Origin of the sequence: Bradyrhizobium sp. KB893862 SZCCT0404, assembly GCF_018130885.1 — a bacterium.
Classification (GTDB): Bacteria; Pseudomonadota; Alphaproteobacteria; order Rhizobiales; family Xanthobacteraceae; genus Bradyrhizobium; species Bradyrhizobium stylosanthis.
This window is the reverse complement of sequence record NZ_JAFCLT010000018.1, coordinates 92670-104474: the sequence shown is the minus strand read 5'-3', so window position 1 is coordinate 104474 and position 11805 is coordinate 92670. Positions and strand designations below refer to the sequence as shown.

Here is an 11805-nt window from a genome sequence, read left to right as displayed (position 1 = left end):
GAGCAGACCGCGAAGGCGACCGGCGAGATCGGCCAGCAGATTTCCAGCATCCAGGCCGCCACCGAGCAGTCGGTCGGCTCCATCAGGGAAATCAGCGGCACCATCGAGCGGTTGTCGGAAATCTCCTCGACGGTCGCGGCCGCCGTGGAGCAGCAGGGCGCGGCGACGCAGGAGATCTCCCGCAACGTCCAGCAGGCCGCGCACGGCACCCAGCGCGTCTCGACCAATATTGGCGACGTGCAGCGCGGCGCCTCCGAGACCGGCTCGGCCTCCTCGCAGGTGCTGTCAGCGGCGCGCTCGCTGTCCTCGGACAGCAACCGCCTGAAGCAGGAAGTCGCAAAATTCCTGAACTCGGTCCACGCCGCCTGAGGCCTCCGAAAGCAAAGGTCCACGCGCATGCGCGTGGACCTGAACTGAAGGCGTCGTGAAGGCGAGGCGGAATCAGGCGACCTTGGTCGTCATGTGCTTGAACATGTTGCTGCGCGCCTCGTCGTCCATCTCGGCCTTGAAGGTGAACTTGTCCTTCAGCGCGATCGCGCGGCCGGCCGCCGGCCGCGCCGAGATCTCGTCCACCAGCCGCTTCACGTTCGGGTAGCGCGCAAAGGCGTCGTCGCCGAGCTTGAACGGCACCATGCGCGCCCAGCCCCACAGCGCCATGTCGACAATCGAATAGGCGTCGCCGACCATGTATTTGCGGCCGTTGAGGTGAGCGTCGAGGATCTTGTAGTGGCGGTCGGTCTCGTACTGGTAGCGGTTATGGGCGTAGTCGTGATTCTGGTCCTTCGGCGCGAAATGCCTGAAGTGCACGGCCTGGCCCGAATAGGGCCCGACGCCGGTGGCGACGAACATCAGCCATGACAGCATCTCGCCGCGCACATTGGCCGCGGGCAGGAACTTGCCGGTCTTCTCGGCGAGATAGAGCAGGATGGCGTTGCTGTCGAACACGATCGTGCCGCCATCGTCGATCGCCGGCACCTTGCCGTTCGGGTTGATCTTGAGGAATTCCGGCGAAAACTGCTCGCCCTTGCGGGTGTCGATCTTCACGGGCTCGAAAGGCAGGCCGGACTCTTCCAGATAGAGCGCGACCTTGGTCGGGTTCGGCGAACCGTTGAAATAGAATTTGAGCATCAATCATCTCCCCAGTGTTCGTTGGCCGAGAGCAGGCGCGGCGTCATCGCCGCTGGTGTCCTTCTCTTGCCTGAACCTCGTCGGAGAGGGCAACCGGCGAGTTTGCCGGGCGGTGTCTGCGCGCCACGCAGATCAGCCGGCGTAACAAAGCCCGAGCGCCGCCGTAACGACCATCGCCGCGCCGACCGCCTCGAGGCGCAGCCCGAGCCGGGTGGCGAGATGCATGTCGGAGGCGCGCGCCTTGCGCTCCGATCCCCGCGCATAGCCGTGGACGATGACGTCGTGATTGAAATTGTCGTGCGCCTCGTTGCTGCTGGCGAGCCCGACGCAGGCCACCAGCACGCCGAACAGCGCGAGGCCGAAAAACCCGAGCAGGGCGATCAGGAACATCGGAAACATGCCGAGCAGGAAGATCGGCAGCAGCGGCACCAGCAGCAATGTCTCGGACTGTCGTCGCATGGGAGGACCGATCAGGACGGGGCTGATCGGGCGAATCTAGTCCTGGCCGGGGCGGCGTTCAAGGTGCCGTAGGGTGGGCAAAGGCGCGAAGCGCCGTGCCCACGTCCTCGCATCAATTGGGCAGGACGTGGGCACGCTTCGCTTTGCCCACCCTACGGGACCTGCGAGAAGTGGAGGAAAACTACTCCGCTCCCATGCCCGCGCGGATCTCGGCGCGCAGCTCGTCGATCAGCTTGAGACCCTTCTTGGTCTCGACGTGCCAGAAGGTCCAGCCGTTGCAGGCTTGTGCACCTTGTGCCACGGCGCCGATGCGGTGGATCGAGCCGACCTTGTCGCCGAACATGATGGCGCCGTCGGCACGGACCAGTGCGCCCAGCTTCTTCTTGGCGTCGAACAGTTTCGTGCCGGGCAAGATCATGCCGCGCTCGATCAGCTCGGAGAACGCGACGCGCGGGGCTTCGCGCGCGGTCATGAACGGGGCAAGGCTTGCCTCCGGCAGCGGCTCGACCGCGGCGATGCGCGCTTCCGCCGCCTTCGCATAGGTCTTGTCGCGCTCGAAGCCGATATAGGAGCGGCCGAGGCGCTTGGCGACGGCGCCGGTGGTGCCGGTGCCGTTGAAGGGATCGATCACGAGATCGCCGGGCTTCGACGAGGACAGCAGCACGCGCGCCAGCAGGCCTTCCGGCTTCTGCGTCGGATGCACTTTCTTGCCGTCGGCGCCCTTGAGGCGCTCCTCGCCGGTGCAGAGCGGGATCAGCCAGTCGGAACGTGCCTGCACGTCCTCGTTGGCGGCCTTCAGTGCCTCGTAGTTGAACGTATAGCCCTTGGCCTTTTCGTCGCGCGCGGCCCAGATCATGGTCTCGTGCGCGTTGGTGAAGCGGCGGCCGCGGAAGTTCGGCATCGGATTGGTCTTGCGCCACACGATGTCGTTCAGGAGCCAGAAGCCGAGGTCCTGCATGATCGCGCCGACGCGGAAGATGTTGTGGTAGGAGCCGATCACCCAGATCGTCGCCGACGGCTTCATGGCGCGGCGGGCCGCGAGCAGCCAGGCGCGGGTGAAATCGTCATAGGCGGAGAATGAATCGAACTTGTCCCAGTCGTCGTTGACGGCGTCGACATGGGATTCGTCAGGGCGCTTGAGATCGCCCTTGAGCTGGAGATTGTACGGCGGATCTGCGAACACCAGATCGACCGAACCAGCCTGAAGCTTCGACATCTCGGCGACGCAATCACCGATGATGATGCGATGCGAAGCAGACTCAAAGTTTGTGCGGGGCGCCCTTGCAGACGCCCCGCGACGCGACTCTACCATGACTCAAGAACTCTGACTCAGGCGACGCTGTCGGCGACGCGGGACCAAACAACCGACTGACCGTTACATTGAAGCGGCAAAGTAAAAATCGACTTAACCCGCCGCTTTCGTGAGCAGGCCGCGCGCCGCGCTTCGCGCATTGGTTGCTGCTCGCATTTGCCGTGTTTTGCAGTGGATTTCGCGTTTCGTCGTGTCGTGCGAGCAGCGCCGGTGCCCAAAAGAGTCCAATTTCTCTCGGAAAAAATTGCTTGTCCCTCGGAAAAAATTGCTGGCAGGCGCATGCTGTCGCACTAGGCAATTTTTGCCGAGCACGATATTGATAAAGGCAACGGAAATTTTACGTATGTGGCGCGTTGAGCTTTCGCGCTCCTGCGCCCGGACGACGCCAATCGAGGACCTCAAGGGAAGCCCGCCATGCGCTACGATGATTTCCGCCGAAGCGACGACGTCGAGGATCGTCGCGACGAGGGTGGTGGCGGGTTTGGCGGCGGCGGAGGCGGCGGGTTCGGCCTGCCGATGGGCGGCGGCGGCCTCGGCATCGGTACCATCATCGTGCTCGGCCTGATCGGTTACGCCTTCGGCATCGATCCGCGCATCCTGATCGGCGGCGCCGAGATCCTCACCGGCGGCGGCCAGGCCCCGAGCTACCAGACTGACCGCCAGTCGTCCTCGAACTCGGCCAAGCGCGGCGCGCCGACCGACGAGGTGGGCAGCATGATCGCCGGCATCCTCGGCGAGATCGACGACCGCTGGAGCGAGATCTTCCAGGCCAGCGGGCAGAACTATACCGGTCCGAAGGTCGTGCTGTTCCGCAACGCCACCAATGGCGGCCGCTGCGGCATGGCGCAGTCGGCGATGGGCCCGTTCTACTGCCCGCCGGACCGCACCATCTTCCTCGACACCAGCTTCTTCCGCGAGGTCGAGACGCGCTTCCGCGGCTGCTCGGGCAAGTCGGCGTGCAATTTCACCACCGCCTACATCATCGCGCACGAGGCCGGCCACCACATCCAGAATCTGCTCGGCATCATTCCGCGCGTGACGCGGCTGCAGCAGCAGGCCGGCAGCAAGGCCGAAGCGAACGCGCTCCAGGTCAAGGTCGAGCTGCAGGCGGATTGTCTCTCCGGCGTCTGGGTCAACCGCGAGGCCAAGAAGCGTCCGAACTTCCTCGAGGCCGGCGACATCGACGCCGCGCTGACCACTGCAAGCGCCATCGGCGACGACACGCTGCAGCGCCAGGCCACCGGCCGCGTCGTGCCCGACTCCTTCACCCACGGCTCGGCCGCGCAGCGCAAGCAATGGTTCATGACCGGCTATCAGCAGGGCACCGTCCAGGCCTGCAACACGTTTGGTGGCGGACAGTAGCCACGGTCTCGTGCCCCGGACGCAGCGCAGCGCTTCTTCAGCGGTGCGCTGCAGAGCCGGGGCCCATATTGCCGGTTCTCACGTCCCTTAAGAATGGGTCCCGGCTCTGCGACGCACCGCGATAGCGCGTCTAAGACGCGCGTAACCGAGCTGATGGCGCTGCATCGCGTCCGGGACACAAGAGGAAAGAGCTATGGCCTCGATCGACGAAGCAAAACAGTTCATCCCGCTCAACATCGCGGTGCTCACCGTGTCCGACACGCGCGCGCTGGCGGATGACAAATCCGGCCAGACGCTCGCTGACCGCCTCACCGAGGCCGGCCATCATCTCGCCGCGCGCGAGATCGTCACCGACGATGTCGAGGCGATCCGCGCGGTGATCCGCCGCTGGATCGCCGATAGCGGCGTCGACGTCGTCATCACCACCGGCGGCACCGGCTTCACGGGGCGCGATGTCACGCCGGAGGCGATCGAGCCGTTGTTCGAAAAGCGCATGGACGGCTTCTCGATCGCCTTCCACATGCTGAGCCACGCCAAGATCGGCGCGTCCACGATCCAGAGCCGCGCCACCGCGGGCGTTGCGGGCGCCACCTACATCTTCTGCCTGCCGGGCTCGCCCGGCGCCTGCCGCGACGGCTGGGACGGCATTCTCAAGGCCCAGCTCGACTACCGCACGCGCCCCTGCAATTTCGTCGAGATCATGCCGCGCCTCGACGAGCATCTGCGACGGCCGAAGGCGCAGGGCGCGACGGTGTAAGCGCGGGTTCTTCTTCCCTTCTCCCCTTGCGAGAGAAGGTGGCGCGAAGCGCCGGATGAGGGGTATTTATCGACACGGTACGCGCTGAGACATACCCCTCACCCGAGTGAGCCTGTGTCTGCCAGCGTCGCTGCCCTCTCCCGCAAGGGGCGAGGGCACATTCATGCGCATCGCGCCCGCAGCAAGAACGTCAGAGATCCCGCTCCCACGTCTCGCCGACCAGATCGGCACCAAAACTGTGGTGCTTCTCTTCCTTCACGAGCTCGAAGCCGGTGCTCTTGTAGATGCCGCGCGCTGCGACAAGGATGCTTTGCGTCCACAGCGTCATCCTGCGGTAGCCCCGCTCGCGGGCGCCCTGGATGCATTGCTCGACCAGCGCGCGGCCGACGCCGAGGCCGCGCGCCTTCTTCTCCACCTGCAGCAGGCGGAGCTTGGCGATCTCGTCCGTGGCCTTGACCAGGAAGACCGAGCCGACCGGCTCGCCACCGACTTCCGCGATCCAGCAATGCTCGCGCGCGGGGTCGTAGTTCCTGATGAACTGCGCGCAGATTTCGGCGACCAGCGCCTCGTAGCTGATGTCCCAGCCGTAGTCCGCGGCATAGGCGGCGCCCTGCCGGGAGATGACCCAGCCCATGTCGCCGACGCGATGGCTGCGCAGCATGACAGCCGCGGGCCGGCCCGGCCGCTGCTCCAGCGTGGCCTCGATGGTCGCCATGGCCTGCGTGAGCCGCGCTGCATCGTCGGCTGACAGCTGCGCCAGCATCGCGGCAACCTCGTTCTGCGAGCTCAGGTTCAGCTTGGCGAAGGTCTGGCGGCCCTTGGCGGTGAGGCTGAGCTGGTATTGCCGGCGATCCGCGGGCAGCGGCGTTCGCGTGATCAGCCCCTTTTCGTCGAAGCTCTGGACGATGCGGCTGAGGTAGCCGGGGTCGAGACCAAGCTCGTTTCCGATCTCCTTTGCTGCAAGATCATCGCGATGCGCGAGCTCATAGAGCACCCGGGCCTCGCTGAGCGAGAACGGGGTCTTGCCAAGGTACTGGTCGAGCACGCCGAGCTTGCGGGTGTAGAAGCGGTTGAAGGCGCGGACCGCTGCGATGGGGTCTTCTGTGCCGTTGAATGTCATGGCTCACCTCGATACTTGCCATTGTCAAATAATTATTTGACTTTGGCAAGTAATAGGTGGGCTCAGCCGACCATGACGATCCGGCTGCGCAGCATGGTGCGGGACGAGCGGCCGAGCCGGCGCAGCAGCCGCGCCTCGGCGCGGCGGGCCTGGGGCGGGTAGCCGCCGATCCGGTCGTAATGGTCACGCGCGATCAACAATCCCTGATCGCCGAGCGGGCCGACCAGCTTGCGCGCGACGGCGCGCAGCATGTCGCGGAAGCTGGTATCGACGTAAGGCGAGCGCGCATAGCGGAACACGGCCGCACGATCCCGTCCGCTGTTCGCGACGGCCTGGATGAATTGGGTGGTCTCCTCGATCCAGCCGGTTTCCAGCACCGCGCCTGCGGGGAGGAACATCAGCCAGGGCGAACGGGCCTGAAGCGCACCGGCGGCGAGCGCTGCGCCCTGCGAGAAGCCCTCGAAGCCGATGAAACGGCAGCCGGCAACGTCGGCGACGCGCTCGATGACCCCGTTGCGCGTGCCGTCGACCAGCAGCACTTCCCGGATGATGCCGGCGGCGGCGCCGGGTACCAGCGCGGCCAGAGTTGCGACCGCCGTCTGTTCGACGCCTTCGGTCGGTATGATGACGCTCAACATGGTCGAGGCTTCGATGTCCGCACTTCGGGAGAAGCGTAATTCGTTATGATGTTGTCATAAACACGCGGCACTGCCGAGTGCAACTTTTCGGCGGGGCCTCGCGGTTCGATGGTAAACTGCCGGAGCCATCGCATCCGATTATGTCCCCTGCAGGGTCGCATTGTTGCCGAATATTTCGGCGCGAGCTCGCCTTGACGGTAGTTTCACGGAGTTCGGCGGCGATATTGCGCGGGATGCAGGCGAGCGCAATCCTGCATGTGGAGGATGCGAGCGGGGCGGGAACGGGAAAAGCCTGCAACCCGCGTTGCTGACGAGGTCTTGCATGAATGCCGATCAACTTGCCGTAAGCGCGCCGACGCCGTCGCAGAAGCCGGACGCGGCACCGACCTTGCGGATCCGGGCGCTGATGCTGGGCGACCGCATCAATGCGTCCAACCTCGAGCTCGGCGCGCTGGTGTCGTCCACCCCGGCCGCCTTCCGCGTCCATGCCGGCCTTGCCGTGATCTTCCGCTACGGCGTCGTGGTGCTGATCGGCCTGCTCCCATCGGAAGAGAAGGTGCTGATCGACAGCCTCAAATCCCGCGTGATCGGCGAGCTCAGCCCCTACGAGGAGGAGACCGCGCAGGCGCAGCTCTGCAAGGATGAAAACGCGGAGGCGATCCAGCCGGGCGGCCCGATCTGCCTCGCCAAATTCTCCGACGAGCGCTTGCTGCTGGTTGCGGACGCGCTCGCCAAGAGCACCTCGCTGGCGCGCGACGAGCGGCGGGTCGCCGCGGTGTTCGACGTGATCGAGCCCTTTGCGCGCGAGCTCGCCGAGCACGGCCGCACGCCGCGCCGCCGCAAGGGCATCTTGCGGCTGATCGGCAATGCGCTTCTCGTCCAGCAGCGTGTCGCCGGCCGCGTAGCCGTGGCCGAGAAGCCCGATGTGCTCTGGGAAAAGCCCCAGCTCGACCGGCTCTATGCCCGCCTGGAAGACGAGTACGAGCTGAAGGAGCGCCTCGACACGCTCGAGCGCAAGCTCACCGCGGTGTCGGAGACGGCGAATGCACTCACCGACATCATCGACACCCAGCGCTCGCTCCGCCTCGAAATCGCGGTCGTGGTGCTGATCGTGATCGAGGTCGTGATCGGGTGCATCCAGATATTGTCGGGGACGCATTAGGGCAGCTGCGCGTTGTTGCGCCCTCTCTCCTTGCGGGAGAGGGCAGCGCAGCCAGGAGATACGAACTCACTTGGGTGAGGGATTCTATCCGCGCGCTCATTTGCAGATGCGAACGCGGAGAAATACCCCTCATCCGGCGTTTCGCGCCACCTTCTCCCGCAAGGGGAGAAGGGAAGAACGCGTCTCAGGCTCTGGAGTCGTAGAGTGGGCAAAGGCGCACTTGCGCCGTGCCCAGGCGCCAGAAGCCGTGGGCACGCTTCGCTTTGCCCACCCTACGATACCTGACTTCCCGTCCGCAGCATCGCGACGCAATGCCGTGCTATCACCTGTTCTTCGTTCGTCGGGATCGCGAACACTTCGACCGCACTGTCTTCGCCGCTGATCCGCTCGCGCCCCTCATCATTCGCGGCCGCATCGATCCGCACGCCCAGCCACGCCAGGCGCTTGCCGATCGCGCTGCGGATCTCCCTGGCATGCTCGCCGATGCCGCCGGTGAAGACGAGACAGTCGAGCCCGCCAAGCGTGGTCACCATCATTGCGATCTGCTGCGTCGCGCGGAGGACGAATAGATCGACCGCCTCCCGCGCCGCGATCTCGCGGCTGGCGAGCAGCTCGCGCATATCGGCGGAGAGGCCGGAGACGCCGAGCAAGCCGGACTCGTGATAGAGCAGGTGCTGGAGATCCTCGACCGACATCCGCTCGTGCTGTTGCAGATACAGCAGCACGCCGGGATCGATCGTGCCGCAGCGCGTGCCCATCACGAGGCCATCGAGCGGCGTCAGCCCCATTGTAGTGTCAACGCTCTGGCCGTCGCGCAAGGCGCAGAGGCTGGCGCCATTGCCGAGATGCGCGATGACGGTGCGCCCAGCCGCGAGTTCCGGCGCGATCGCGGCGAGGCGCCGCGCGACATATTCGAATGAGAGGCCGTGAAAGCCGTAGCGGCGGATGCCCCGCGCCTCGAAGCGGCGGGGAATGGCGAAGCGGCTCGCGGGCGGTGCGAGGCCGTGATGGAAGGCGGTGTCGAAGCAGGCGATCTGCGTCAGCTCAGGCCGGATCGCCGAGATGGCGTGGATCGGCGCAAGACACCGCGGCTGATGCAGCGGCGCCAGGGGCGTCAGCGCCTCCAGCTTTGCATGCACGGCGTCCGTCAGGACGACGGGTGCCGAATAGTCCGGGCCGCCGTGGACGATGCGGTGGCCGATCGCGCGCAAGCTGCCAGCGCCGAAGCGGTCCTCGATGAAGCCAAGCACATCGGCGAACAGATGGCCGCCGTCGGTATCCGCGCTCGCGCGCTGCTTGTCGAACAGGGTCTCGCCCGCGGGACTCTTCACCGTGAGCCGAGGCTTGTCCTCGTGCTCGTCGAGCAGGCCCTTGCACAGCAGGACGGGCTCGGCCGCCCCAATCTCGAACAGGCCGAACTTGATGCTCGACGAGCCGCTGTTGAGAACGAGGACCGCCTCCGGCGTCGGCATCGCGGTCAGCCCGTCTTGCCCGGCCAGACCCAGTCGCGGATCTCCGGCATGTCCTCGCCGTGCTCGCGCACATAGCGCGAATGCGCGATCAGCTTGTCGCGGAGCTGCTGCTTCACCTGCACCGCTTTTGTCGCCAGACCCGGCACGCGCTCGATCGCCTCGATGGCGAGGTGATAGCGGTCGAGCTCGTTGAGCACGACCATGTCGAACGGCGTCGTCGTGGTGCCTTCCTCGGCGAAGCCGCGCACATGCAGGCCGGCATGGTTGGTGCGGTTATAGGTGAGACGGTGGATCAGATAGGGATAGCCGTGATAGGCGAAGATCACGGGCTTGTCCGATGTGAACAGGCTGTCGAAGTCGCGGTCGGAAAGCCCGTGCGGATGCTGCTCCTTCGGCTGCAGCGTCATCAGGTCGACGACGTTGACGACGCGGATCTTCAGATCCGGCAGCGCCTTGCGCAGGAGGTCGACGGCGGCGAGCGTCTCCAGGGTCGGCACGTCGCCGGCGCAGGCCATCACCACGTCGGGCTCGCCGGTCGCGTCCTCATTGCCCGCCCAGGTCCAGATGCCGATGCCGGCATCGCAATGCGTCGCCGCATCCTGCATCGACAGCCATTGCGGCGCTGGCTGCTTGCCGGCGACGATCACGTTGATGCGGTCGTAGGTGCGCAGGCAATGGTCGGCGATCCACAGCAGCGTATTGGCATCCGGCGGGAAATAGATGCGGACGATGTCGGCCTTCTTGTTGGCGACGAGATCGACGAAGCCGGGATCCTGGTGGCTGAAGCCGTTATGGTCCTGGCGCCAGACATGCGAGGTCAGCAGATAGTTCAGCGAGGCGATCGGCCGCCGCCACGACAGGTCGCGCGTCACCTTCAGCCATTTGGCGTGCTGGTTGAACATGGAATCGACGATGTGGATGAAGGCCTCGTAGCAGGAGAAGAAGCCGTGCCGTCCGGTCAGCAGGTAGCCTTCGAGCCAGCCCTGGCAGAGATGTTCGCTCAGCACCTCCATCACGCGGCCGTCCTGGGCGAGATGCACGTCGTACGGTTCGGTCGGCTCCATCCAGACGCGTTCGGTCGCCTCGAACACCGCATCGAGCCGGTTTGACGCGGTCTCGTCCGGACCCATGATGCGGAAGTTGCGCTCCTGCGCGTTGAGGCGAATGACATCGCGCAGGAACTTGCCGAGCTCGCGCGTCGCTTCGCCGGTGACGGCGCCGGGCTCCGGCACCTCGACCGCGAAGCTGCGGAAATCCGGCAGCTTCAGCTCCTTCTTGAGCAGGCCGCCATTGGCATGCGGTGTGGCGCCCATGCGCCTGTTGCCTTCGGGCGCGAGCGCCTGAAGCTCGGGGACGAGCGCGCCGCTCGCGTCGAACAGTCTGTCCGGCTCGTAGCTTCGCATCCAGTCTTCGAGCACCTTCAGATGCGCCGGGTTTTCACGGCAGCTCGCGACAGGCACCTGGTGTGCGCGCCAAAAACCTTCGACCTTCTTGCCGTCGACCTCCTTCGGACCGGTCCAGCCCTTCGGGCTGCGCAGCACGATCATCGGCCAGCGCGGCCTTTCGACCGCCTTGCGGCCGTCGCGGGCGTGCTGCTGGATCGAGCGGATGCTGGCGAAGGCGACGTCGAGCGCATCGGCCATGGCCTGGTGCATCGGCTTGGGATCGTCGCCCTCGACGAACAGCGGCTCGTGGCCCAGCCCACGGAACAGGTCGCGGATCTCGCTATCGGGCATCCGTCCGAGCACGGTGGGATTGGCGATCTTGTAGCCGTTGAGATGCAGGATCGGCAGCACCGCGCCGTCATGCGCCGGGTTCAGGAACTTGTTGGAGTGCCAGGACGCAGCCAACGGGCCGGTCTCGGCCTCGCCGTCGCCGACGACGCAGGCGACGACCAGATCAGGATTGTCGAACGCCGCGCCATAGGCGTGCACCAGCGCGTAGCCGAGTTCGCCGCCCTCGTGGATCGAGCCCGGCGTTTCCGGCGCCGCATGGCTCGGAATGCCGCCGGGGAAGGAGAACTGCCGGAACAGCTTGCGCAGTCCTTCCGCATCGCGGGCGATGTCGGGATAGAGCTCGCTGTAACTGCCTTCGAGATAGGTGTTGGCGACCATGCCCGGGCCGCCATGGCCGGGGCCGCAGACATAGAGCACGCCGACATCGAGCGCGCGGATCACGCGGTTGAGATGGGCATAGATGAAGTTCAGACCGGGCGTCGTGCCCCAATGGCCGAGCAGACGCGGCTTGATGTGCTCGGACCGCAACGGCTCGCGCAGCAACGGGTTGTCGAGCAGGTAGATTTGCCCGACGGAGAGGTAGTTGGCGGCACGCCAGTAACGATCGAGCAGATCGAGGTCGCTGCTTGCAGCGGCCGATTGTTGTTGCTTTGTCATAT

At 65.6% G+C, this 11805-nt stretch carries 10 protein-coding genes and 1 pseudogene; 4 read left to right on the top strand and 7 right to left on the bottom strand.

The features are described 5' to 3' along the window. Window positions 1-369: pseudogene (locus JQ617_RS38650) on the top strand (methyl-accepting chemotaxis protein); the annotation flags it as partial. A 72-nt stretch (window positions 370-441) separates the two neighbouring features. Here the strand turns inward: JQ617_RS38650 and JQ617_RS38645 are convergent. The 3 genes from JQ617_RS38645 to JQ617_RS38635 form a co-directional block, all read right to left on the bottom strand. Then, window positions 442-1128, bottom strand: a complete 687-nt coding sequence (locus tag JQ617_RS38645; protein ID WP_063692005.1) for a glutathione S-transferase family protein — start codon at window positions 1126-1128, stop codon at window positions 442-444. Window positions 1129-1260: 132 nt separating this feature from the next. Next, the gene (locus tag JQ617_RS38640; RefSeq protein WP_063692002.1) at window positions 1261-1587 is read right to left on the bottom strand and encodes a hypothetical protein; all 327 of its coding nucleotides are present in this window, start codon (window positions 1585-1587) and stop codon (window positions 1261-1263) included. A gap of 181 nt (window positions 1588-1768) precedes the next feature. Further along, entirely contained in the window at window positions 1769-2899 is a 1131-nt protein-coding gene (locus JQ617_RS38635; protein ID WP_283842109.1) for a site-specific DNA-methyltransferase, read from the bottom strand. A gap of 414 nt (window positions 2900-3313) precedes the next feature. Between JQ617_RS38635 and ypfJ the strand changes: the two genes are divergently transcribed. After that, window positions 3314-4261 carry a KPN_02809 family neutral zinc metallopeptidase gene (gene ypfJ, locus JQ617_RS38630; protein ID WP_212030920.1) on the top strand — a complete coding sequence of 316 codons (948 nt, stop codon included), beginning with the start codon at window positions 3314-3316 and terminating at the stop codon, window positions 4259-4261. Window positions 4262-4454: 193 nt separating this feature from the next. Then, window positions 4455-5018, top strand: a complete 564-nt coding sequence (gene moaB, locus JQ617_RS38625) for a molybdenum cofactor biosynthesis protein B (RefSeq protein ID WP_212030919.1) — start codon at window positions 4455-4457, stop codon at window positions 5016-5018. 190 nt (window positions 5019-5208) lie between these two features. Here the strand turns inward: moaB and JQ617_RS38620 are convergent, their stop codons facing one another. After that, window positions 5209-6138 (bottom strand): bifunctional helix-turn-helix transcriptional regulator/GNAT family N-acetyltransferase, encoded by a 930-nt coding sequence (locus tag JQ617_RS38620; RefSeq protein WP_212030918.1) that lies wholly within the window; start codon window positions 6136-6138, stop codon window positions 5209-5211. Window positions 6139-6200: 62 nt separating this feature from the next. Next, the gene (locus JQ617_RS38615) at window positions 6201-6776 is read right to left on the bottom strand and encodes a glycosyltransferase family protein (protein ID WP_212030917.1); all 576 of its coding nucleotides are present in this window, start codon (window positions 6774-6776) and stop codon (window positions 6201-6203) included. A gap of 322 nt (window positions 6777-7098) precedes the next feature. Between JQ617_RS38615 and JQ617_RS38610 the strand changes: the two genes are divergently transcribed. Next, window positions 7099-7938 carry an RMD1 family protein gene (locus JQ617_RS38610; protein WP_212030916.1) on the top strand — a complete coding sequence of 280 codons (840 nt, stop codon included), beginning with the start codon at window positions 7099-7101 and terminating at the stop codon, window positions 7936-7938. A gap of 272 nt (window positions 7939-8210) precedes the next feature. Here JQ617_RS38610 and JQ617_RS38605 read toward each other — a convergent pair whose 3' ends face one another. Both JQ617_RS38605 and JQ617_RS38600 read right to left on the bottom strand, forming a co-directional pair. Next, window positions 8211-9410 (bottom strand): acetate/propionate family kinase, encoded by a 1200-nt coding sequence (locus tag JQ617_RS38605; protein WP_212030915.1) that lies wholly within the window; start codon window positions 9408-9410, stop codon window positions 8211-8213. Window positions 9411-9415: 5 nt separating this feature from the next. Further along, entirely contained in the window at window positions 9416-11803 is a 2388-nt protein-coding gene (locus JQ617_RS38600) for a phosphoketolase family protein (RefSeq protein WP_212030914.1), read from the bottom strand. Window positions 11804-11805 lie beyond the last annotated feature (2 nt).

Coding starts and splice junctions, on each gene's coding strand:
- ypfJ (WP_212030920.1), top strand. CDS start 3,314: ATGCGCTACGATGATTTCCGCCGAAGCGACGACGTCGAGGATCGTCGC.
- JQ617_RS38620 (WP_212030918.1), bottom strand. CDS start 6,138: ATGACATTCAACGGCACAGAAGACCCCATCGCAGCGGTCCGCGCCTTC.
- moaB (WP_212030919.1), top strand. CDS start 4,455: ATGGCCTCGATCGACGAAGCAAAACAGTTCATCCCGCTCAACATCGCG.
- JQ617_RS38605 (WP_212030915.1), bottom strand. CDS start 9,410: ATGCCGACGCCGGAGGCGGTCCTCGTTCTCAACAGCGGCTCGTCGAGC.
- JQ617_RS38640 (WP_063692002.1), bottom strand. CDS start 1,587: ATGCGACGACAGTCCGAGACATTGCTGCTGGTGCCGCTGCTGCCGATC.
- JQ617_RS38615 (WP_212030917.1), bottom strand. CDS start 6,776: ATGTTGAGCGTCATCATACCGACCGAAGGCGTCGAACAGACGGCGGTC.
- JQ617_RS38610 (WP_212030916.1), top strand. CDS start 7,099: ATGAATGCCGATCAACTTGCCGTAAGCGCGCCGACGCCGTCGCAGAAG.
- JQ617_RS38645 (WP_063692005.1), bottom strand. CDS start 1,128: ATGCTCAAATTCTATTTCAACGGTTCGCCGAACCCGACCAAGGTCGCG.
- JQ617_RS38600 (WP_212030914.1), bottom strand. CDS start 11,803: ATGACAAAGCAACAACAATCGGCCGCTGCAAGCAGCGACCTCGATCTG.
- JQ617_RS38635 (WP_283842109.1), bottom strand. CDS start 2,899: ATGGTAGAGTCGCGTCGCGGGGCGTCTGCAAGGGCGCCCCGCACAAAC.